The organism is Sphingomonas sp. BL2 (assembly GCF_056680015.1).
Genome location: NZ_CM155261.1, coordinates 1,160,780 through 1,181,901 on the forward strand (window position 1 = coordinate 1,160,780; position 21,122 = coordinate 1,181,901).

20 protein-coding genes and 1 tRNA gene are annotated in these 21,122 nt (G+C 67.0%); 8 read left to right on the forward strand and 13 right to left on the reverse strand.

The annotated features are described in order from the left end of the window. Positions 1–22: 22 nt before the first annotated feature. From metW to metX, 3 genes are read right to left on the reverse strand one after another with little or no spacing between them, the layout of a single operon-like run. Entirely contained in the window at positions 23–610 is a 588-nt protein-coding gene (gene metW / locus AC1ME3_RS05285) for a methionine biosynthesis protein MetW (protein WP_480955144.1), read from the reverse strand. After that, entirely contained in the window at positions 607–1,041 is a 435-nt protein-coding gene (locus AC1ME3_RS05290) for a GNAT family N-acetyltransferase (protein ID WP_480955145.1), read from the reverse strand. Before AC1ME3_RS05290 ends, metW begins: the two co-directional genes overlap by 4 nt. Beyond that, a complete protein-coding gene (metX, locus tag AC1ME3_RS05295) occupies positions 1,038–2,189 on the reverse strand; it encodes a homoserine O-acetyltransferase MetX (protein ID WP_480955146.1) in 1,152 nt (383 codons plus the stop codon). Before metX ends, AC1ME3_RS05290 begins: the two co-directional genes overlap by 4 nt. A gap of 269 nt (positions 2,190–2,458) precedes the next feature. On the opposite strand from metX, the gene hisC reads away from it, so the two are divergent. Together hisC and AC1ME3_RS05305 are read left to right on the forward strand one after the other, a co-directional pair. Next, entirely contained in the window at positions 2,459–3,568 is a 1,110-nt protein-coding gene (hisC, locus tag AC1ME3_RS05300) for a histidinol-phosphate transaminase (protein WP_480955147.1), read from the forward strand. Further along, complete coding sequence (locus AC1ME3_RS05305; protein WP_480955148.1) at positions 3,568–4,476, forward strand: prephenate/arogenate dehydrogenase family protein; 909 nt, start codon at positions 3,568–3,570, stop codon at positions 4,474–4,476. The genes hisC and AC1ME3_RS05305 overlap by 1 nt, the downstream gene beginning before the upstream one ends. 162 nt (positions 4,477–4,638) lie before the next feature. Here the strand turns inward: AC1ME3_RS05305 and AC1ME3_RS05310 are convergent, their stop codons facing one another. Genes AC1ME3_RS05310 through ftsE form a run of 4 tightly spaced genes read right to left on the reverse strand, consistent with a single transcriptional unit; the run spans position 4,639 to position 7,458 of the window. Continuing rightward, positions 4,639–5,319, reverse strand: coding sequence for a lysophospholipid acyltransferase family protein (locus AC1ME3_RS05310; RefSeq protein ID WP_480955149.1), 681 nt, complete (start codon positions 5,317–5,319; stop codon positions 4,639–4,641). Continuing rightward, a complete protein-coding gene (locus tag AC1ME3_RS05315) occupies positions 5,316–5,852 on the reverse strand; it encodes a YdcF family protein (RefSeq protein WP_480955150.1) in 537 nt (178 codons plus the stop codon). Before AC1ME3_RS05315 ends, AC1ME3_RS05310 begins: the two co-directional genes overlap by 4 nt. Then, positions 5,849–6,739 carry a cell division protein FtsX gene (locus AC1ME3_RS05320; RefSeq protein WP_480955151.1) on the reverse strand — a complete coding sequence of 297 codons (891 nt, stop codon included), beginning with the start codon at positions 6,737–6,739 and terminating at the stop codon, positions 5,849–5,851. Before AC1ME3_RS05320 ends, AC1ME3_RS05315 begins: the two co-directional genes overlap by 4 nt. Then, positions 6,739–7,458: a cell division ATP-binding protein FtsE gene (gene ftsE, locus AC1ME3_RS05325; RefSeq protein ID WP_480955767.1), complete on the reverse strand. Its 720-nt coding sequence runs from the start codon at positions 7,456–7,458 to the stop codon at positions 6,739–6,741. Before ftsE ends, AC1ME3_RS05320 begins: the two co-directional genes overlap by 1 nt. Positions 7,459–7,623: 165 nt before the next feature. Here ftsE and AC1ME3_RS05330 point away from each other — a divergent pair, with 165 nt between their 5' ends. From AC1ME3_RS05330 to AC1ME3_RS05340, 3 genes are all read left to right on the forward strand, one after another. Next, complete coding sequence (locus tag AC1ME3_RS05330) at positions 7,624–8,391, forward strand: MJ0042-type zinc finger domain-containing protein (RefSeq protein WP_480955152.1); 768 nt, start codon at positions 7,624–7,626, stop codon at positions 8,389–8,391. 162 nt (positions 8,392–8,553) lie between these two features. Continuing rightward, a tRNA-Leu gene (locus tag AC1ME3_RS05335) sits at positions 8,554–8,640 on the forward strand. A 77-nt stretch (positions 8,641–8,717) separates the two neighbouring features. Beyond that, positions 8,718–8,870: a hypothetical protein gene (locus tag AC1ME3_RS05340; protein ID WP_165886441.1), complete on the forward strand. Its 153-nt coding sequence runs from the start codon at positions 8,718–8,720 to the stop codon at positions 8,868–8,870. Between the two features lie 117 nt (positions 8,871–8,987). On the opposite strand, the gene AC1ME3_RS05345 is transcribed toward AC1ME3_RS05340, so the two are convergent. The 6 genes from AC1ME3_RS05345 to AC1ME3_RS05370 form a co-directional block, all read right to left on the reverse strand. Next, complete coding sequence (locus tag AC1ME3_RS05345) at positions 8,988–9,239, reverse strand: hypothetical protein (protein ID WP_056064202.1); 252 nt, start codon at positions 9,237–9,239, stop codon at positions 8,988–8,990. 18 nt (positions 9,240–9,257) lie between these two features. Then, positions 9,258–14,288, reverse strand: coding sequence for a hypothetical protein (locus tag AC1ME3_RS05350; RefSeq protein WP_480955153.1), 5,031 nt, complete (start codon positions 14,286–14,288; stop codon positions 9,258–9,260). A 69-nt stretch (positions 14,289–14,357) separates the two neighbouring features. Further along, positions 14,358–15,494, reverse strand: a complete 1,137-nt coding sequence (locus AC1ME3_RS05355) for a hypothetical protein (RefSeq protein WP_480955154.1) — start codon at positions 15,492–15,494, stop codon at positions 14,358–14,360. Between the two features lie 56 nt (positions 15,495–15,550). Further along, positions 15,551–16,024: a hypothetical protein gene (locus AC1ME3_RS05360; RefSeq protein ID WP_480955155.1), complete on the reverse strand. Its 474-nt coding sequence runs from the start codon at positions 16,022–16,024 to the stop codon at positions 15,551–15,553. A gap of 11 nt (positions 16,025–16,035) precedes the next feature. Further along, positions 16,036–17,010 (reverse strand): hypothetical protein, encoded by a 975-nt coding sequence (locus tag AC1ME3_RS05365; protein ID WP_480955156.1) that lies wholly within the window; start codon positions 17,008–17,010, stop codon positions 16,036–16,038. 373 nt (positions 17,011–17,383) lie between these two features. Continuing rightward, positions 17,384–17,845 carry a hypothetical protein gene (locus AC1ME3_RS05370; protein WP_480955157.1) on the reverse strand — a complete coding sequence of 154 codons (462 nt, stop codon included), beginning with the start codon at positions 17,843–17,845 and terminating at the stop codon, positions 17,384–17,386. Between the two features lie 449 nt (positions 17,846–18,294). On the opposite strand from AC1ME3_RS05370, the gene AC1ME3_RS05375 reads away from it, so the two are divergent. The 3 genes from AC1ME3_RS05375 to AC1ME3_RS05385 are packed head-to-tail and all read left to right on the forward strand — an operon-like array spanning position 18,295 to position 21,103. Further along, positions 18,295–19,359, forward strand: a complete 1,065-nt coding sequence (locus AC1ME3_RS05375; protein WP_480955158.1) for a type III polyketide synthase — start codon at positions 18,295–18,297, stop codon at positions 19,357–19,359. Beyond that, positions 19,356–20,036 carry a methyltransferase domain-containing protein gene (locus AC1ME3_RS05380; RefSeq protein ID WP_480955159.1) on the forward strand — a complete coding sequence of 227 codons (681 nt, stop codon included), beginning with the start codon at positions 19,356–19,358 and terminating at the stop codon, positions 20,034–20,036. The genes AC1ME3_RS05375 and AC1ME3_RS05380 overlap by 4 nt, the downstream gene beginning before the upstream one ends. Beyond that, positions 20,015–21,103 (forward strand): NAD(P)/FAD-dependent oxidoreductase, encoded by a 1,089-nt coding sequence (locus tag AC1ME3_RS05385; protein WP_480955160.1) that lies wholly within the window; start codon positions 20,015–20,017, stop codon positions 21,101–21,103. The genes AC1ME3_RS05380 and AC1ME3_RS05385 overlap by 22 nt, the downstream gene beginning before the upstream one ends. Positions 21,104–21,122: the final 19 nt, after the last annotated feature.

The following is a 21,122-nucleotide window of genomic DNA, read 5'->3' on the forward strand; positions in this document are numbered from 1 at the left end:
TCGTTGCCGATTTCGCAATCGATTACCGCCTCAGTAGGAACACCGCATGCTCGGCGAACAGGTTGGCACCCCCTGCCCCGGTGCGCTTGTCGCCCGACAGGAACCACGCGTCCTCGACGGTTATCCCGCGCGCTTTCACGAAGGCGTGGAAATCGTCGATCGTGACGTGGTGGATGTTCGGCGTGTCGTACCAGCTCTCGGGCAACTGCCGCGTCACCGGCATGCGACCGCCCAAGAGCAGCGACAACCGCACGCGCCAGTGCGCGAAATTCGGGAAGCTGACGAACGCGCGCCGGCCGATCCTTAGCAGCTGATCGAGCACCAGATCGGGCGCGCGTGCGGTCTGCAACGTCTGGCTGAGGATCGCGTAGTCGAAGCTGCCGTCGGGATAGCCGGCAAGATCGATATCCGCATCGCCCTGGATCACCGACAGCCCGCGCGCGACCGCCGACGCTACGTTGTGCGCGTCGATCTCCAGCCCTCGTGCATCGACATCGCGCGTGTCGCGGAGTGCGGCCATCAACGCGCCGTCGCCGCAACCGATGTCGAGCACGCGACTACCCTGCGCGACGTTCTCGGCGATTACGGCAAGATCGGTACGTAAGTTCATGGTGCGGTCCGGAGTTGCTCGGCTAAGCCCGGAGCGAGGCGTTCCATGTAGCGATCGGCGCGGACCAGCGGATGGAAGCCAAGATCCGCATACACGCCATGCGCGTCGGCGGTGACGAGGCCGAACCGCCGCAGTCCGGCGAACGACGGATGGTCGAGGAACCAGCTTACCATCATGCGCCCGAGCCCCTGCCCGCGCACGGATTCCTCGACCCATACGTCCGCCAGCCACGCGAAGGTCGCGTGATCGGTGATCATCCGCGCGAACCCGACCTGCGCTTCGTCTTGGTATGCGCCGAGGCAATGCGAGCCGGCGATCGCCCGTTCGACCAGACCGCGCTCGATCCCTGGCGACCAGTAACTGCTCGCAAGCCACCCGTGGATGCGGTCGACCTGCAACCTGGTTGCGTCGTCCGACAGGATGATCGTCATCGGCCGGCCCTCAGGAAGCCATCGACGACGCGGTTGAGATCGGGCGCCTCCAGCAGGAATGCGTCATGGCCATACGGGCTCGACAGCTCGACGAAGCTGACCGGTGCGCCGGCTGCGTTTAGTGCCTGGACGATAGCGCGCGATTCGGCGGTCGGATAAAGCCAATCGGTGTCGAAACTAACGAGGCAGAACCGCGATTTGGTCGCGCGAAACGCATTGGCGAGCAAACCGCCATGCTCCTCGGCGAGGTCGAAATAATCCATCGCCCGCGTGATGTAGAGGTAGGAGTTCGCGTCGAACCGGTCGGTGAAGGCGAGCCCCTGGTGGCGCAGATAGCTCTCGACCTGGAAATCCGCGTCGAACCCGAACGACTTCGCGTCGCGCGCTTGCAGGCGACGACCGAACTTCTCGGTCAGCCCTGCCTCCGATAGATAGGTGATGTGCGCCGCCATCCGTGCGACGGCGAGCCCCGCGGTCGGCGCCGCGTCGTCATGATACTCGCCGCCGCGCCAGTTCGGATCGGCCATTACCGCCTGCCGCCCGACTTCGTGGAACGCTATGTTCTGCGCAGTATGACGCGCGGTCGAGGCGATCACGACGCACGCCTTCACGCGCTCGGGAAAGGTGGCGGGCCAGCTCAGCGCCTGCATCCCGCCCATCGATCCGCCGACCACCGCGTGGAGCACGCCGACGCCGAGATGGTCGAGCAGCATCGCCTGCGCGCGCACCATGTCACGGATCGTGATGACCGGAAAACTCATCGCCCACGGCCGCCCGGTCGCCGGGTTGATCGTCGCTGGGCCAGACGTGCCCATGCAACTGCCCAGTACGTTGGCGCAGACGATGAAGTGCCGCGCAGGGTCGATCGGCTTGCCCTCGCCAACCATCCGCGTCCACCAGCCGGGCTTGCCGGTGCGCGGGTGGTGCGAGGCGACATGCTGGTCGCCGGTCAGCGCGTGGCAGATCAGGATGGCGTTCGACGCGTCTGCGTTGAGCGTGCCGTAGGTCTCGTAGGCGATATCGACCGGCGACAGCAGGACGCCACCGTCTAGCCGCAACGGCCCCGGCAACGTGACGCGCCGCGCGAGGCCGAAGCGCTGGTCGGTGTCGTGGCCGGTCCCGGGGTCGATGGCAGGCGTTTCGAGCATGCCGCGCGCTACCATAGGGGGCCACGGTCATGCCAGCGCGGTGGTGGTCCCGTGGTGATGCGAAGCGGGCGTTCCGCGATCCTCCCCCGCAAGGGGGAGGTGGCTGGCGCTTGCCAGACGGAGGGGGCGGTAAGGAAAACAGCTGCTCCGTGTCCTCCCCCTCCGTCGCCTTCGGCGCCACCTCCCCCTGGCGGGGGAGATCGTGAACGCCGTCCTTGCCACGCACAAAGATTGCCACCGCGCCACACCGCCCGCTATGTCCCGCGGCCATGACAAACATCACGCCCGCCCCTGCGCCGAAGCCCTGGATCCTGGGGATCGCGCCGTACACGCCCGGCCGCTCGACGACCGATGATGGCCGCACGGTGATCAAGCTGTCGTCGAACGAGAACCCGCTCGGCACCAGCCCTGCCGCGAAGGCCGCGTTCGACGCCGCCGACCGGACGCTGGAGCGCTATCCGGATGCGGGCGCGGCGGAACTGCGCGAGGCGCTGGCGGCGCATTACGACCTCGATCCGGCGCGCGTGATCTACGGCACCGGCTCCGACGAGATCCTGCATCTGGTCGCGGGCGCCTATGCGGGTCCCGGCGACGAGATCATCCACGTCCGCTACGGCTTCGCGGTGTACGAGATCGCCACGCGCCGCGTCGGCGCCGAGCCGGTGATCGTCGACGATCGCGACTATGCGACCGACGTCGACGCGATCCTCGCCGCCGTCACCGAGCGCACCCGAGTCGTGTTCGTCGCCAACCCGAACAACCCGACCGGCACGTTCACGCCGCGCGCCGAAATCGCGCGGCTGCATGCGGGGTTGCCGAAGTCGGTGCTGCTCGTGCTCGACCAGGCCTATGCCGAATATCTGTCGCCCGAGGAGGACGATGCCGGCCTGGCGCTGGCGATGACCGAGGCGAACGTGCTGGTCACGCGGACCTTCTCGAAGATCCACGGGCTGGCCGCCGAGCGGATCGGCTGGGGCTATGCCTGCGCGCCGATCATCGACGCGATGCACCGCATCCGCGCCCCCTTCAACGTGACGACGGCAGGCCAGGCCGCCGCTGTCGCCGCGATCGGCGACACCGCTTTCGTCGACGCGACGCGCGCGCATAACGATACGTGGCGGAGCTGGTTCGTCGAGCAGATCGGGCAGATGGGCAATGCCGGGCTTCGCGCCGTACCGTCGAAGGCGAACTTCGTGCTCGTGCTGTTCGAGGGCAAGCTGACCGCCGACGCCGCGTATCACGGGCTGATGGACACGGGCTACATCGTCCGCTGGCTGCCCGGCCAGGGCCTGCCCAACGCGCTGCGCATCACGATCGGCACCGAGGCGGAAACGCGCGGCGTCACCGCGGCGCTGCGCAACCTGGTCGAAGCGGCCTGATGCTGCCGTTCGCGCGCGTCACGATCATCGGGCTAGGACTGATCGGCTCGTCGGTGGCGCGCGCGATTCAGGCGACGATGCCGACGGTGCGCGTCACCGGCTACGACGCCGATGCCAGCGTGCGCGAGACGGCGGACCGGCTGCAGTTCTGCGACGACGTCGCGGACTCGGCCGGCGCGGCGGTGATCGATGCCGACCTCGTGATCCTGTGCGTACCCGTCGGGATCATGGGTGAGGTCGCCGCCGAGTTCGCGGCTGAACTGCCGGCGGATGCGATCGTCAGCGACGTCGGCAGCTGCAAGGCGGAGATCGTCCGCGCGCTGACCGAAGCGCTGCCGAACGCGACAGTCATCCCTGCACATCCAGTGGCGGGCACCGAGCGGAGCGGCCCCGAAGCGGGCTTCGCAACGCTCTTCCGCCACCGATGGTGCATCGTCACGCCGCCCGAAGGCGCGGAACCGGTCGCGGTCGAGCGCGTGTCGGAGTTCTGGCGCAGGCTTGGCGCGCAAGTCGAGACGATGGCCCCCGAGCATCACGACCGCGTCCTCGCCGTCACCAGCCACCTACCGCATCTGATCGCCTATACGATCGTCGGCACCGCGGGCGATCTGGAGGAAGTGACGCAGTCGGAGGTCATCAAATATTCGGCGGGCGGTTTCCGCGACTTCACGCGCATCGCCGCGTCGGACCCGACGATGTGGCGCGACATCTTCCTCAACAACCGCGAGGCGGTGCTGGAGATGTTGCAGCGCTTCTCGGAGGATCTGAGCCATTTGCAGCGCGCGATTCGCTGGGGCGACGGCGATGCGCTGTTCGACCTGTTCACGCGGACTCGAGCGATCCGGCGGAGCATCGTCGAGCAGGGGCAGGACGATGACGTCCAGGATTTCGGGCGGACTCACGGGTAACGGCTGAGCCTGCGCCGTACCTAAGAATGCCACCACCCCGGCGAAGGCCGGGGCCCAGTTGGACGACGGCGCTAATGTGCGTTTCGCGCCGTTACTCCGGCCTACCCAACTGGGCCCCGTCCTTCGCCGGGGTGGTGGCTCTAGAGGTGGTGGCTGCCCAATCTAGTCCAGCGCGTTCATCGCCGCATGAACCCGCTGCTCGGCCTCCTCCCGCGGCAAGCCCGGCGGCACCACCTCGCCAAACCGGAAGGTGATCACCCCCGGCAGCTTCGGGCCCTTCCGTGGCCACACCAGCCCGCTGTCGCACGCGATCGGCACCGTCGGCATCTTCAGCGCACGGTACAGCCCGGCGAACCCTGGCTTCAGCGGCGGATGCTCGCCCGGCGACACCCGCGTCCCCTCCGGAAAGATCAGGATCGAACGCCCGGTCGCCTTCGCCGCGGTCGCCTCGCGCATCATGTTCCGCATCGCCTTGGCCGATGCCTCGCGGTCGACCACGATCGCGCCGTAGCGCCGCGCCGCCCAGCCCCAGGCCGGAATATCCGCCAGTTCGCGCTTCAACACGATCGCCGGGCCATCGAGCAAACGCTGCAACTCGAGCGTCTCGAACATCGCCTGGTGCTTGCACGCGTAGAACGCCGGCTCGGTCGGTCGTGTCCCCTCCACGCGGATATGCACGCCGAGGATCACCCGCGCGCACCAGCGATGGAAGCGCGTCCAGATCGTCGAATGCACGATTACCGCGCGGGAGCCGAACAGCGCCGAGATCGGCACGGTCACCACGATCGGCACGGAGATCGTGTAGAAAACGAGCATGAACGCCCAGTTGCGCAGCCAGATCATCCGCCAAATCCAATCCACAATGCGATCCGGCGAAGGATCAATTTGTTATATTCGTTGACCAGGGTCCCGAGCCGCGGCGTACCCGGCACGCCGTCGCCGAGAATCACGACGTTCTTGTCGAGCGCCGCCGCCAGCTCCATCCGGGCGCGGGCGACGTGCCAGTCCGACGTCACCAGCCGCACCGAGCGGTATTTGTGCGCACGTACCCACTGCGCGGTTTCCTCCGCGTTCGAGCGCGTATCGACCGCATCTGCACCAAGGTCGATGCAGCACGCGAACAGCCTGGGCGACGTCCGATACTCGAGCGCGAGATCGATCGGCCGCACCCCCGGCGCGACGCCCGTCACCAGCATCCGCTTCGCCTGGTGATCGCGCAGCAGCGCGATGCCGCGGTCGATCCGCCCCGCCCCACCGGTCGGCACGACGATCGCATCCGAGGTGAAGCCGTCGAGCGGTTTCGGCAGCAGAAGCATGAACACCGCGAACCCGAACGCCCAGGCAAGCCCCAGGATGCCGAGGAACCGCACGATCACAGGATATGCCTCAGCGCGCGGACGATCGTCACGCGCGCGGCAAGCGTAGCCAGGACGACGAACGCGATCGGCAGCATCGCGAGTGCCACCCAGTCGACTCCACCAAGCGTCACGCCGCCGAGCAGTTCCGAGCCCAGTCCGTGCAACCGGATGCCGATGAACGCAACCACCAGCAGCGCCGCGACGCCACCTCCAACCCCGCCGATCGTCGCGTCGAGCGCGATCCGCCGCTGGAACAGCCGCGCGACCTGGAGATCGGTCGAGCCGAGCATGTGCATCACCGCGATCGTCTCGCGGTGCGTCTCCAGCCCCGCGCGCGCGGCGAGTACGACGACGGCAGCCGTGGCACTCGCCATCAGCAGGACCAGCGCCAGAGCGAGCACCGTCAGCGAGCCCATCACGTCGTTGACCGGCGACATCCAGCTCTCGTGGCGGTCGACGCGGACGATCGGGCTCAGGCGGCGGACACTGGTCGCAATCCGCGCCGCGACCGCCTCGTCCTGATTGCCGAGGTCGACGTCGATCATCGCCGGCACCGGCAATTGCGGATCGGCGCCATCGGACCCGAGCCAGGGTTGCAGCAGTCGCGTGAGTTCGGCGCGATCGACCGGCGTCGCCGTCGCCACCGCCGGCATTCTCCGCAGCGCAGCCAGTACGCGCGCCGCGACAGCGTCACGCCGCACCGGATCGCCATCGACGACCTGCACCGTCAACCGCCCCGCCAACTGCCGGTCGAGCAACCGCGCCGCACCCGCCGTCGCCAAACCCAACGCCGCAGCGAGCATCGTCAGGAACAGCATGATCGCCATCACCCACGTCATCGCGCGCAGTCCGCCCGCTTCGTCGAGCACGCGGCGTTCTGCCGAAGATCGCGCCTTCGACCGCATCACGAATCAGGCCGTGTCGGCGGATAGCGGAGCGAGCCCGTCGGATCGAGCAGGCGCCCACGATCGAGCCGCATCATCTGCGCGCCCGGAATCCGCCCGAGCAGATGAAAGTCGTGCGTCGCGACCACGACGGTCGTGCCCAGCTTGTTGAGCGATTCGAACAGATGGAGCAGCCGCTCGGCCATGTCGGGATCGACATTGCCGGTCGGCTCGTCCGCGACCAGGATCTCCGGGCGCCCGATGACGGCGCGGGCGATCGCGACGCGCTGCTGCTCACCACCCGACAGCGTCGCTGGACGCGCATCGGCACGCTCGGTCAGCCCGACCCAGGCGAGCATCTCGCGCACCGGTTGCTCGATGTCCGCCTCTGGCATTCCCGCCACGCGCAACGGCAGCGCGATATTGTCCCAGGTCGACAGATGCGGGACGAGCCGGAAATCCTGGAACACCACGCCGATCCGCCGGCGGAACCCGGGCAACCGGTCGCGCGACAACACCACCGCATCCTCGCCGAACAGCCGGATGACGCCGCGTGTCGGGCGCTGTGCGAGATACAGCAGCTTGAGCAGCGAGGTCTTTCCCGCGCCGCTAGCGCCGGTCAGGAAATAGAACGCACCGCTGCGCAGCGTGAAGCTGAGGTCGGACAGCGTCTCCGGCCCTGCGTCCGGGCCCGTACCGTAGCGGAGCCCGACATTCTCGAATTGGACGATATTCGCCATGACGTGGTTGCGCCCGCTCTCGCCCGCTTGATGCCCGTGCCAATGCCCGTATCGGCGCTTTCGCATGAAAGCGCGCGCCGCTTCAAGCTTGCCACATATGCGGGCCGCGTGCTTATTCGGCATGAGATACGGTCGCGCTCCGGCGGCCGCTGGTGAAGCGTACCCATGATCCTCCAATGTCCCGAGTGCAGCACGCGCTATCTGGTCCCCGACAGCGCGATCGGGACCGAGGGGCGCACCGTGCGCTGCGCCAATTGCAAGCATAGCTGGTTCCAGGCCGCCGCACCGGACGTCGAGGATGCGCTGGAGATTCCGGAGCCTACCCCGCTGGCGCCCGCACCACCACCGCTCGCCCCGCTGGCGCGGCCACCGATCGCGGAGCCGGCCGAACGGTTCGCACCTTTCGCCCCTGCCGCACCGGTCGCGCCCGAGCTTGCGGTCGTAGCACCCACATTCGTTCCACCGGCAACCCCGCAGGTCGAAAACCTGCCGGTTCGCCTGCGCCGCAACACGACGCGCCGCTGGACGATCGTCGCGGTACTCGCCGGGTTGCTGATGCTGATCGCGGCGGGAGCGATCGTGTATCTCGGTGCGCCCGGAGTCGCGGCGAAGCTGGGTCTCGGGATCGGCAGCGACGAGACTCCGCTGCGACTGCGCGACAACCCGATCGAGCGACGAGAACTCGACAACGGCTCGGAACTGTTCGCGGTCAGTGGCCAGGTCACCAACCCGTCGAACCAGCGCCAGCGCGTGCCCGATATCCGCGCCGAACTCCGCGATGCGCAGGGGCGGCTGGTGTATAGCTGGACCATCACCCCGCAGCAGCGGACGTTGGCGCCGGGCGGTGCGATCGACTTCAACTCCGCGACGCTGAACGTGCCCGCGAACTCGAAGCGCCTCGAGCTGAGCTTTGCCGGCGAGGCGACGCGCTAGCAGCGAGGGACGACGATCCGGCGGTGGCGCCCAAGCCCTGTCGGAATCATTGTTTGCGGCGCCGGACGAACGCTTTTTCGCAAAGGGCGTTGCACGATGCGAAAACCCTTGCTAGTGGCGCTCGCCTACCAGATGCCGGGTCCGCCCGGTGATGTTTCATGGGCGGCCATGGCGGAACTGGTAGACGCGCAACGTTGAGGTCGTTGTGGGCGAAAGCCCGTGGAAGTTCGAGTCTTCTTGGCCGCACCATTTTTTAGATTAGAGTAAACACCCCCTTCGAGGGTCCCCCTTTCGCTGCTGTGCGTTGGGCTGGGCGGAGGCATTGCATGAGTTCGATCGACGACACGATCATCGACACGCCCGAGGGGCCGATGACGTTTGCGCAGTGGAAGAAGAAGAACCCGGTCCAGCTGCCCTCGCGCCGGACCAAGGGGAAGAAGCTGCCCAACAAGGTGAAGCTGACCACCGACGAGAAGTAGTGGGGCCTGTTCCCCTTCCGCTTGCGGGAGAAGTTAGGGGAGGGGCCGGCCTCCTTGGCTACGGCATTTGCGGCCACGCCCTCCCCCGACCCCTCCCGCAAGCGGGAGGGGAGAAGGTCAGTGCTTCCCCGAACTCCCCGACCCCTGCCTCGCCCGGATCATCCGCGCTTGGAACTTCACGCGCTGCCAGAACGTCGCGTCGTCGAGCCGCCATTGGCGGATTGCCTGCGTCGCCAGCGTCTCGATCAGCGCCTCGCTGGTCGCCGCGTCCTGCGCCGCGAACGCCCGTGCGAGGTCCTCGACGCACGGACCGTGGTCGGTGAAGTCGCGCGGCAGCGGCATGGGTGTAGGCTGGCTCGGCATCGGCATATATCTCTCTCCCTGTAATTACCGTCGACCACCGAACAGGGCGCGCGTGGCGCCACCGAGCGTCGCCTGGTCGAACTTCAGCCGCATCGTGACGTACGGCCCCTGCCGCGTGTAGCGGTCGTCTTCGAAATCGCGGTCGCGGTAGCCGGACACGTTGTAGCCGGCGCTGATCCACGTGTTCTGCGCGGGCGACACGCCGACCGACGGTCCGCCGCTCCACGACCACGCACCACGCTCCCACGCATGCTGGACCGAGCCGCTGACGCCGATGTCGAACCGCGTGCCGACATCCTGGCGCAACTCGAACCCAGTCACGTCGATATACCCGTCATAGGTATCGTCGGCGAAGCGCCCGGCGACGTATTTCGCGCCGTAATACAGCGTCGCCTCGGTGCCGTGGCCAAGCCCTTCGGGGCCGGTGCGATAGTTGACCGCCAGGTTGTTGATGATCCGCGACGTCACCTGATCGCCGCCACCATACGCCGGCACGCCGAGCGAATTGGTGTCGGTGAACCCGGCATCCGCGCTCTCGTGCCGCAGTTCGAGCCGTTCGAGCACCGACCAGCGGCTGTCGAGCGGACGCAGCGCGAGCGCGATGTCGGCGGTGGCATAGGTCGCGACCGCACCGGTCTTGTCCTTGATCGTGTACCCCTTGATGCTCGACGCGAGCGTCTTGCCCTGCCCCAGCGTGCGCAGGAAGTTGGTGGTGATCCCCCAGCGATCGCCGCTGTCGGCGTTGCGGTATTCCAGGCGCCCGTTCACCGACCAGCGGGCCTGGCGATAGGTCGCCCCCAGCGTCACCGCGGCATAATCGCCGTTGGTCTGGTCCTGCCCGACATACCCACCCGAGGTGACCGGCTGGAAGGCATTGACCACCGCGCCCTTGGGAATCTCACCCTTGAGCGTGTTGCTGGCGTCGAGCGTGCCGTCGACGGTCCAGTTCTTGCCGAGCGGCACCGACTGGCTCAGCCCGTATTGCGCGTAGGTCCTTGCGCCGTTCTCACCGATCGCCTGCTGGTTGAGCGTGCTCATCAGCTTGGCGCCGGTCCAGGGGGCCACGTCGACGCCGAACTGCTTGGTATGCGCGACATAGCCGTCGCCGTTCGCAATCTCGTACCCGCCGATCAGGCGGATGCCGGGCTTGATGCGGTAGGCGAGCTGAATTTGGTGGCGGATAGGGAAGTCGACGCTGTCGCTGTCGCCACCGGGCGCGAACTGCGTCTGGCCGGTGAGCGTCACCGCATTGCCGAACAGCGCTTGCGTGCCGCCGACCGTCAGCAGACGACTGTCGCGGTTCTTGCCGTCCATGCCGCGGTCCGACGCGAACTGGCCGCCGACGAAGATCGTGCCGGTGTCGCGGCGATATTCCAGGCGCGCCTCGCCGGCGGCGCGCGTACCGGGGTTGGTCAACTGCTGCTGGTACCAGGCAACCCCGGTCACGCTCAGCCGATCGGTCAGCCGTAGCCGGCCGTCGAGCCCGAACTTGCGCGTCCCCGCCTCGACGAGGTTCTGCTGGCCGACGCCGAACGCGGTATCCTGCTGGCGCGCATAGGCGAGCAGATCGAGCTTGGTGCCGTGGTGATCGACCTCGGCCAGATAGGCGAGGCCCTGGCCAAGTCCGCCGCGACCGCCCTTGGCGATCTCGCCGCGCAGTTCGGTATTGGCGGTGACGTGCGCCTTGATGTCTGCGCCGAGCACGGTGGCCTTGCCGACGGTCTCGTCGCGGATCACCGCAGCGCCCACTTCGACGCGGCCGTTCGCGAGCTTGGTCGCAACGCGCGCGGCGGCTGCGAGCTTCGCCGACCTGCCGCCCTCGACCTCGTAATCGGCGACGATGAAGATCGGATTCAGGTTGCCGTCGCGGCTCAGGATCGGTTGGCGGAAGCGGACTGTGCCCATCGACGTGTCTATGTCGTAGTCTATGTGGCGGGTGAGTTCGGTGCTGGCGACGATCAGTTCGGAGCGGAAGCGATCGCGGGTTTCGAGCCGCAATTTATCGCTGTTCGGCACGATGTTACGCCCCGACAGGCGGTAGGGACCGCTCAGCCCGTTGCCCTGGATCTCATCGCGCGAATACAGCGTGTCGGTATGCGCGGCGAATCCGGTCGCACGAACCCGCTTGCCCTCGTACGCGGTCTTGATGCCGTTGAGCGTGCGGTTGTAGCGCGTCAGCTGCGTATCGGTGAACCCGGTCTCGAAATCGCCGAACAGCGCGTAGAACTCACGACGCTCGAGCCGCAGGTACAGCTTCCGGCGGGTTGCCGCGTCATAGCCCTGGCGCGAGCCGTCGCCGTAGACGGTGTAATAGCGGTCGGGGTCGATCGTGCCGAGCAGGCCGCGGTCGGGATCGTATTTGCGGTCGCTGTCATAGGCGATCGTCGCCAGCCACGAGCCCTTGACGCGACCCTTGGCATAGAAAGCGAGCTGGCCGTCGGTGACGACGCTGTTCCGCTGCGACCGCGGCAGGCCCGACTGGCGCTTGCTGAGCATGTCGTAGCCGAGCGAGCCCGCGCCGAACCCGACCACGACCCAATCCTTGGCCGACGCGGCGAGCCAGGCACGGACTTCGCTGGTATGGACGATCTTCTCTTCAGCCAGCGAGACGACGACGTGCACCGCGCCGGCCTGCGTCGTCGGCTGGAGCGCGATGAAGGCTAGGCCGTCGTCGCCGACCACCTGTGCAGTGGTGGACGAGCGCTCGCGACCGGCGAGCTGGCGACCCTGTTCGAGTTCGGCCTCGACCGCCGCGGTGTAGGGCTGGTCGACGGTGAACGGGACGAGCGTGCCCGCGCGCACCGGGCGACCGGTCTTGTCGGTCACGCGCACCGCGATCAGCGGGCGGGTCATGCCGTCGGCGACGAGGCGGCTGCTGGCGGCGTCGAACACCGCGCGAACGCCGGGCCCGGAGTAATGCACCACGCGGTCGAGCGTCTTCACGACGCTGCCGTCGGCGGCGAGCACGCGTGCCTGGAGGCGATTGTCGCCGTCGATCAACGGGATGCCCGTCCAGCGCGAGACCGCGATGTCGGTGCCGTCGCGCTGATCTGTGCCGTCGAACGCGAGCGGCTCGACCTGCTTGCCGTTGATCGAAAGCGCAACGCGCTGGCCGGGCGCGTGCTTGACAACCGCGCGGACGATCGGCGCGCGCGGGTTGTGATCGGCCTGTGGGAACAGCCAGTCGATGCCGGCAGTCTGCTCGCCCGCCAGCCAGTCGCGGCTGCCCGCGGCGACGGCGGCATCGGCGACCGTGACAGGGAGGCCCGCGTCCGCCGACGCAGCCTTGCCGGTCGGCTTGAGCTGGAAGTCGACGCGCTTGAGCAATCCACCATCGCCCTCGACAAAGCGCGAGATCGGGCTGTTGGCCTGGCGCGTGTCGATGTCGCAGGCGACCGGTGCGTGCGTCGCGGGGATGCTCGACGTGTCGATCTGGACGACGTGACGCCCGGCGCGGACGCCCTCGAAATGGTACAGCCCGTCGCGATCGGTGGAGACGAACGTGCCGTCCTCCATCAGCAGGCGGATTCCGGGCACGCCCTTGCGCTTGTCGACCGGATCGCCGCAATTTCCCTCGGTCACGCGGCCGATGATGGTCATCGCGTCGGTGAACAGCAACGGGCGCAGGCGGACCGATGCCGCGGCCTCGTTGCTGGTGACGGTGCCTTGGCCGACGACACGCGCGCGGTTGAGCGCTTCGCCGGTGGGCGCGCCGGGGGCGATGCTGACGACGTACTTGAGTTCGGTAGACGCACCCGCCGCGAGCACGGGTATGACGAAATCGAGACTGCGGCCGTCGGTCGATACGGTCGGCTCATCGCCACCGCGCGCGGAATTGCGTTCGTAGCGCAGTCCCTTGGGCAGCGTGTCGGCGACGTGGAGTCCGCGTGCGGGGACCGTATCGCGGTTGGTGATGCGCAGCAGATACTGGACGAAATCGCCGGGGGACGCCTCTCGCACGGAAGCGACCTTCGTCAGCAGCAGCGTCCCCGCGCCGGGACTGTCGAGCGGGATGTCGGCTGAAAACGGCTCGGGCGTCGACAGCGTCAGCGAACCGCCGAAGCTAGTGTCGTTGAGGATGAACGGCGTGCCCTGCGGATCCTTCAACGCGGCAAGCGTCGCGCGATCGACGGTCGACGGCGCGGTGTAGGTGCCCGGTGGCGTCACTTTCAGGTAATAGCGGCCGGGTGCGGTGAGCGGGAAGCGGTACCGGCCGGTCTCGCCCGGGTACACGCGGCCGCTGGCGTCGGTGACTGCCTCACCGGTGACGACGGTGGAGGGATAGCGGCTGACGCCGTCGTCGCCGAACACGGTCGCGGGCTGGCCGGCATCGTCGACCAGCGACACGGTGGTGCCGTCGACCAGCGCGCCGGTCCGCGAATCGAAGGTGTAGCCGGCCGGATCGATCAGCAGCGACGCCATCGAAGCGAGGCTGTAGCCGTCCTCGGAAAAGCTCAGTTTGATCGTCGCGCCGCGCATGTTGCGGATGTCGCAGGCGGCGAGTTCGGGATGCTTGCCCGTCGCGCTCGCGGGGATGCCGCCGGCGAAGATGCCGCTGTCGGCCGCGGTCTCGATCAGTGTCAGCGTCGTGTGGATCGTACCGACATCGACGGCGATGACCGCGGTCTCGCGTGCATCGGGATCGTGGTTGCCGGCCTGGTTGTCGAGCACCAGGATCATGTCGGCGTAGATGTCGATCGCCGCGACCCAGGGCGATGCGGCGTAGGTGGCGGCATCAATCGGCGCTGGCGTGAACAGGAAGCTGGGGGCCGTCTGGCACTTGGCGCCTGTCAGTTCGTAATTGGGCGGTGGCAGGTGGAAGGTGAGCGTCGTCGGGCGCTTGGCACGGTTCACGTCAAGCGCGACCGTGTTGGACGGTACGATGCGTACGCCGGAATCGCTGCCCGCGTCGTCGAACGACAGCGTCGCGGTATTCTGGATACGACTCGTCTGGACACCCGTCTGCGCGGCCGCCGGCAGGGTGCCGACGATCAGCCCGAGCAGCAGCGTCAGGATCAGGGCGCAAAGGCGCGAAAGGCAACGGAAGCTGGACATGAAGGGTCCTCTCCCGACGCGCGTCTCCACGCGCCGGGATCGGTCGTTCCTTTGTGCGAGGGACGGGGTTTAGTTGATCGTCACGCGGAAGAGTGCCGCGACGGATGTCCCACCGAGCAAGGTCGGGATCGTCGCGCTCACCGTCTTCGAGCCCGTGTTGTACGAGCCGGTGTAGTTCAGCAGCGGCACGGTGGTCGAGCCGTTGTCCGCCAGCGGAACGCCGCCGGTGATACCCGTCACCAGACAGGAGTTGCCCAGCGCGATTACGCCGATCGAGATCGAGTTGGCGACATAGGTCGTGTTGGCCGGGATGATGTCCGTCAGCGTGACGTTGGACGCCGGGGTTCCGACCGTCGCGTTGTTGACGACCAGGCAATATTGCACGACCGCGCCCGGGATCGCCTTCGGTGCGACGAGCTGGTTGATCGGATCGGACAACACCAGCTGCGACTTGGTGACACTCAAGGCGACATTGCGCGTTGTGATCTCGTAGCCGAGCGACGCGCGACCCTGACCATTCAGCACGATATCGGGACCCAGGCCATCCGAGTCGTTGTCGGCGAAGACGACGTCGACGACGTTATCGTCGTTGGGCGCGACACTGGCCGCCAAGGGCGCACCCTGTGCCAAGGGATCGCCACCCGCGGCCACTTGCGCGATCAGCGTGATCCCCGCGAGCACCGCGCTCTGCTGGCTGGGAACGTCCGCGACGATGAACACGACCGCCGACGCATCGGCAGCGAGTTCGTTGATGTACGTCGCGGTATCGACGCCGACGTCATACGTGCCGTTGTTGTTCGAATCGACGAAGATCTTGACATTGCTGACGTCGAAATTGTCGCCGGTGAACAGGCCCTGGATCGGCGTCTGGCTGGTCGACAACAGGAAATCCTGCGTGCCGTTGGTGTTGTTGGTCACCTTGAACGTCGTCACCACGCCGGCCTGGCCGATCGAGACCGGGGTGTTGGCGGGCTGGTTGGCGATGACGGTCAGGTTGACCTTGCGATCGACCACGAAGGTGACCGCGTTCGACGTCGCCGATTGCTGGACGCCGTTGACCGAATAGCTCGCCTGCGCGGTGTTGGTGACGGTCGTCCCGGCGGCAGTACCGGCCGGTCCCGGTGCGGTCTGCGCGGTAGCGGTGCCCGCCGACACGATGGCGGCCGTACCGGCCAGCAGCGTGCGTATTACCCCTTTTGCGTACATGTCTTGATCTTCCTTCTGTGCGTGGTTTGGTCAGGTGTGGAGAGTGACGAACGGAATCATTTGAGGACGGCCTGGAACGCGAACTGGCCTTGCGAACCGGCCGCTAAAGGGCTCGCGAGGCGCCACCGGACGCTGGTGACATCATTGGGGCTCGCCGCGCGCGTGCTGCCGTCGGGGCTGCGGACGCGGAGGGTGGCGAGCGAACCGTAAGTCTTGCCGTCGACCGAGACGTCGGGCGCGGGCGAACCGGGATTGGCCGATCGATAGGCGATCTGGCGCGGCAACGGGTTGTCAAGCACCACGTTGGCCAGCGGCTGCGCGCCGGTGTTGCGATAGGCGAGGACGAAAATCACCTTGTCGCCCGGCGTTACCTTGGTCGGCTTTACCAGCGTAACCCGGGTCGTGCCGTCGGCCGCGGCGCTGCGGGCCTCGACCAGGATGCTGCTGGTGACCTGCAAGGGCCCTGCGGCGGCGGACGCAACGGCGGCAGTCGACGCCAGGATGGCGGCAATCATCGGACGTGAGATCATGGCTGTGCTCCTCATTGGATCTTGGCTTTGAATTGAACGGTATGGGCGGACGCGGCGGCGACCTGGCCGAGCGCGACGGTGATCCCCGGCGCCTGCGTGCCGCCTGCCTGTGTGCCCGCTGCATCGAAGCGCCCGGCATCGCCGTCGGCGCCGTCGCTGAGCGGTGCGCCGTCGAGCGTCAGGCTGCCGGGAACGAAGACGGTGCCCGCGGGAATCGGGTCGGCGATCCGCGCGCCGGTGACGGCATCGGTAAAGCGCGCCTCGAGCGTATAAGTGATGACCGCGTCGCGTACCGCGTTCTGCGATCCGTCGGCGGCGCGTACCGACTGGCTCTTGAGCAGTACCGGGCCGGCGGGCCCCGTGCCGATCGGAACCGAGACGGTCGCGAGCGCGCCGGTCGGTCCGACGACCGCATCGCCGCCGCCGTCACCCGCGCCGGTATAGAGATTACCGCTCGTGCCGGATCCCGTGATCGAGCGTGCCGTGACGGTCAGCACGGCGTTCGCGGTGCCGCCGTCCGGCGTCGGGACCAGAATCGCGAGCAGCTTGATCGACTGGCCCGGCGCCAGGAGCGGTGTCTTGTTATCAGCCGGCGCGAGATCCTTGGCAGGATCGTAGCGGCCATCGCCGTCGGCATCGATCACCAGCGCGCGCAAGATGGCCGCGCCGGGCGACACGGACGCGGCGAGCACGAACGCTTCGGCGCCATTGTCCAGGTTGGTCAGCGTGAAAGGAATGGCGACCGGCTGCGCGGTAACGACAACCGCGCCCTGCCCGTCGCGGACCAGCGCTACGTCGAGCCGCTCCGCGACGATGATCGTGACGGTGTTCGAACTAGTCGACTGCGCCGTACCATCGGCGTCGTACCGCAAGCCCGCGGTATTGACGATCGGGGTACCCGCCGGGGTTGTACCAGCGGGCGTCTGGGCAAGCGCCGGCTGGAACGCTCCAGCGCCCAGGCCCGCAGCCAGGATGCAGGACAACACGCACGGTGCTGCTGCAACGCGCCGGAACCGTCCGCTCTTTCCCCCATGCCGTGCCATCAGACGAATCAACTTTGCCCCAATCCTTTGATCGGGAACAAATTGTCCAAAGCCGCTTAATCAAATGCTACAAAATCAAAATGGGATCAGAAAGCCAAACTCTGATAGTTAATGTGACAACATCCGTTTAGAGTTCAGCGGTCGTAGCTTAACTGGTCTAAATGACTTCTTATTCCGATTCGGTTCAGTTTACTGCTAATCTAGAACCATAATAGATTTATTGCCGATCTCTTCGCACGAACGTGAAAAGACCGGCCACGACACGCCTTCCAGGGAAGACGCGCCGTGGCCGGTCTTGGCGGGCGTTGTGCTAGGGTCAGCCGCGAAGGAGTGCGCGTAGATAGGCCTTCATCTGCTGGTCGCCGGTATGGCTCAGCGATATCTCGACGCGCCGCCGGTCGGTCGGGTCGGTGACGCGGTGGATCAGCTTCAGCTTGTGGAGGTGCTCGATCCAGCGCTGCGAGGTGGTGACCGGCGCGTCGGACATGCTGACCAGCGCCTTGATGTTCATCGGCATCCGATCGTCGCGTGAGGCGAACAGCGCGAGCAGCATGTCCCAGGCCGGTTCGTGAAACAGTTCGCCAGGCAGGAACTGCCGCCGCAATCGCCGTTGCTCGAGCACGGCGTTCGCATGCTCGACGAGTGCGGCGTCGCTTGGCTCGTTGCCTGCCGGTGCCGGTTCGGCAGCCTTGGCGACCCGTCCGTTAAATTCTTCGGCAACCGCCGATAATTTTGCAGTCAGATCCTTGATCAATTCCACGACGGTTTCGTTTTTCATCAAAGGCTCCCCGTTGCCATCGATACGTGCCGGAACCGCTGTGCCCGCAACCTGTCGCTGCTATCGCACTGCACTTCCGACCACCCCAGAAACAGGCTGAGACGCCCTCACTTTCGGACTAGACGCCGGAAATACGGCACCGTCCTTCCATTTTATTAACTGCGGAAACAGTCGTGAACAGACAACACTATATTTAAGTATCGTATTCAAACTTATTATATATTAATCAAGCCGTTATGGATGTTATAGTCCTGATGCATACCCGTTATGGGTGTAAGTGCTTAACGCGCCAGATCGTTTACAGCGACGCGTGAGTCCCCGACGCAGAAGCCAACACTCCATGCACCGTTCCCAATGCGACGCTGATTTGCGACGAACCGATATCGCACGCGTCCCATAGTCCGATCGAACGTGCCATGCGTTGGGCGTCGATCGCAGGAAAGGGTATCGTGTCCGCTTATCTCAATGCCGTAGGGTCCGCCGTTCCCGGTCACGATATCCACGCGGCGTTCATTGCCTGGGCGCGATCGCGCGTCGATGCCCGTGCCGAGCGTGTCTTCGACCGGATGGCGTCGCGGTCGGGGATCGGCCATCGCTGGTCCGTGCTGCCGCCGACCGCGGGGGGTGGCTCGCCGGTCGACGACGCTGGCTTCTACGCGACGGAGCCCCACCCCGGGACGAGCGCGCGGATGGTCCTGTATGCCGAGCATGCACCCGACCTCGCGATCCGCGCGATCGAGGCGTTGCGCGAGAAGGTCGCAGTCGAGGGCATCACGCATCTGGTCGTGGCGAGCTGCACGGGGTTCGTCGCGCCGGGGATCGACCAGATCATCGCGCGTCGCCTCGGCCTTGCGTCGAGCGTCGAGCGGCTGCTGATCGGTTTCATGGGGTGTTACGCGGCGATCGTGGCGTTGCGAAGTGCGCGGCATATCGTTCGCTCCGAGCCCAGCGCGCGCGTGCTGGTGGTGACGGTCGAGCTGTCCACGCTGCACCTGCAACCGGCCAACGACATCGAGGCGTTGCTGGCGATGCTGCAGTTCGGCGATGGGGCTGCGGCGGCGCTGGTGACGGCGGATGCGACCGGGTTCGTGCTCGAAGCACCGTTCGCCGCGTCGTTGCCGGATAGCGAGCAGCTGATCCGCTGGGACGTGACCGATGCCGGCTTTGCGATGCATTTGTCGGGCGAGGTGCCGGGGCGGATCGCCGCCGCACTGTCCGACGAGGAGTTTCGCGCGATCGTGAGTGCCGGTCGACCGGCCGAATCGATCGATGGCTGGGCTGTCCATGCCGGTGGGCGATCGATCCTCGATGCGGTCGAGCATGCGATGCACCTGAAGCCCGAGGCGCTGGCAGCGTCGCGGCAGGTGCTGGCGGACAATGGCAACATGTCGTCGGCGACGTTGATGTTCGTGTTCGAGCGACTGCTCGCCGGGCCACCGGTCGAACACGGCGTGGCGCTCGCGTTCGGGCCCGGCCTGGCAGCGGAGGGCTTCGGGTTCCGGAGCGCGGCATGAGCCTCGCGGTCCGCAGCCAGGCCGAAGAGCTGATGGACGCCGACGATCTCGACGCGGCGACCTATGCCGACGTGGTCGGCGATCTCGCGACGGTCAACACGGTGACGATGGCGCGCCGGCCGACGCTGGATTTCCTCGCGCGGGCGACTGCGGGGCGGAAAAGTTTCCGGCTGCTCGACGTTGGTTTCGGCGATGGTGACATGCTGCGGCGGATCGCGCGCTGGGCGAAGGCGAAGGGTATCGAGGCGGAGCTGGTCGGGGTCGATCTCAACCCGCGCAGCGAACAGGCGGCGCGGGCGCATGGCGGCGACATCCGCTACGTCACGGGCGACTATGCCGACCTTGCGCAGGAGCCGTGGGACGTGATCGTCAGCAGCCTCGTCGCGCATCACATGAGCCACGACCAGTTGATCGCGTTCCTGCGGTTCATGGAGGGACATGCGAGCGCGGGGTGGTTCGTCAACGACCTCCACCGTCACGGCTTCGCGCATTGGGGTTTCCCGGTTCTCGCGACGATCGCGCGCTGGCATCCGATCGTCCGCCACGACGGGACGCTGTCGATCGCGCGCAGCTATCGCCCCGACGAATGGCCGCCGCTGCTGGCCGAGGCCGGCATCACCGAGGCGAAGGTCCGCCGCGTCTTTCCGTTCCGGTTATGCGTCGAACGCCTGCGCTGATCGTCGGCGGCGGGCTCGCCGGGGCCGCGACCGCGATTCAGCTTGCGCGCGCCGGCCTGCCGCATCTGCTCGTCGAGCGATCACGCGAGACCGCTGATGCGATCTGCGGCGGGTTCCTGAGTTGGCGGACGCTGGAAACACTCGCCGGTCTCGGGATCGATCCCGACACGCTCAACCCCGAACGCGTGACGCGTGCCCGCATCTTCGCGGGCAATCGCCGGGCCGAGGCCTCCCTGCCCCATCCGGCGGTCTCGGTGACGCGCCACCGGCTCGATACCGTGCTGCTGGCAGAGGCCGAACGGCTGGGCACGCCGGTCGAGCGCGGTGTCACCGTGCGCGAGATCGACGCGACGAGCGCACGACTTGCGGACGGCGCGACGATCGCGGCCGATGCGCTGTTTCTGGCCAGCGGCAAGCACGACGTTCGCGGGATGGCGCGCCCCGAGGAGGCACGCGGCCTCGACCCGACGCTGGGGATCCGCGTTCGGATCACGCCTTCGCCTGCGCTTAGCAAATCGCTCGCCGGTGGCATCGAGCTTCATTTGTTCGACCGCGGCTATGTCGGGCTGGCGATGCAGGAGGACGGCACCGCGAACTTGTGCATGGCGGTTCACCGGTCAAGGCTTCAGGCAGCTGGCTCCCCTGCGCAACTGCTCGAAGCCCTCGGCCGAGAGATGCCCGCGCTCGGCGAATGGGTCGCGCTGATCGATCCTAGCGCGCAGATCGATGCGATCGCCAACGTCCCCTATGGCTGGCGCCAGCGCACCGGTGCCGATGCGCTCTTCCGACTGGGAGATCAGGCCGGCGTGATCCCTTCGCTTGCCGGCGAAGGCATGGGCATCGCGCTCGCCAGCGGAGTCGCCGCCGCGCGCGCCTACGAGAACGGTGGCCCCGCCGCCGCAGCGTCATGGCAGGAGGATTTCGCCCGCCGCCTCGCTCGCCCGATCGGTATCGCCGGCATCGTCCGTAATATCGCCGAAAGCGAACGTGCGGCGTGGCTGCTTCCTTTCCTGCGCCCCACACTGATCCAGGTCATCGCCAACGCAACCAGAATGGGGCAATCTTGAAAATCGCCCCGCCAGCACG

Coding starts and splice junctions, on each gene's coding strand:
- metX (WP_480955146.1), bottom strand. CDS start 2,189: ATGCTCGAAACGCCTGCCATCGACCCCGGGACCGGCCACGACACCGAC.
- AC1ME3_RS05380 (WP_480955159.1), top strand. CDS start 19,356: ATGAGCCTCGCGGTCCGCAGCCAGGCCGAAGAGCTGATGGACGCCGAC.
- AC1ME3_RS05350 (WP_480955153.1), bottom strand. CDS start 14,288: ATGTCCAGCTTCCGTTGCCTTTCGCGCCTTTGCGCCCTGATCCTGACG.
- AC1ME3_RS05310 (WP_480955149.1), bottom strand. CDS start 5,319: ATGATCTGGCTGCGCAACTGGGCGTTCATGCTCGTTTTCTACACGATC.
- AC1ME3_RS05305 (WP_480955148.1), top strand. CDS start 3,568: ATGCTGCCGTTCGCGCGCGTCACGATCATCGGGCTAGGACTGATCGGC.
- AC1ME3_RS05340 (WP_165886441.1), top strand. CDS start 8,718: ATGAGTTCGATCGACGACACGATCATCGACACGCCCGAGGGGCCGATG.
- ftsE (WP_480955767.1), bottom strand. CDS start 7,458: ATGGCGAATATCGTCCAATTCGAGAATGTCGGGCTCCGCTACGGTACG.
- metW (WP_480955144.1), bottom strand. CDS start 610: ATGAACTTACGTACCGATCTTGCCGTAATCGCCGAGAACGTCGCGCAG.
- AC1ME3_RS05330 (WP_480955152.1), top strand. CDS start 7,624: ATGATCCTCCAATGTCCCGAGTGCAGCACGCGCTATCTGGTCCCCGAC.
- AC1ME3_RS05320 (WP_480955151.1), bottom strand. CDS start 6,739: ATGCGGTCGAAGGCGCGATCTTCGGCAGAACGCCGCGTGCTCGACGAA.
- AC1ME3_RS05355 (WP_480955154.1), bottom strand. CDS start 15,494: ATGTACGCAAAAGGGGTAATACGCACGCTGCTGGCCGGTACGGCCGCC.
- AC1ME3_RS05360 (WP_480955155.1), bottom strand. CDS start 16,024: ATGATCTCACGTCCGATGATTGCCGCCATCCTGGCGTCGACTGCCGCC.
- AC1ME3_RS05385 (WP_480955160.1), top strand. CDS start 20,015: ATGCGTCGAACGCCTGCGCTGATCGTCGGCGGCGGGCTCGCCGGGGCC.
- AC1ME3_RS05290 (WP_480955145.1), bottom strand. CDS start 1,041: ATGACGATCATCCTGTCGGACGACGCAACCAGGTTGCAGGTCGACCGC.
- hisC (WP_480955147.1), top strand. CDS start 2,459: ATGACAAACATCACGCCCGCCCCTGCGCCGAAGCCCTGGATCCTGGGG.
- AC1ME3_RS05345 (WP_056064202.1), bottom strand. CDS start 9,239: ATGCCGATGCCGAGCCAGCCTACACCCATGCCGCTGCCGCGCGACTTC.
- AC1ME3_RS05370 (WP_480955157.1), bottom strand. CDS start 17,845: ATGAAAAACGAAACCGTCGTGGAATTGATCAAGGATCTGACTGCAAAA.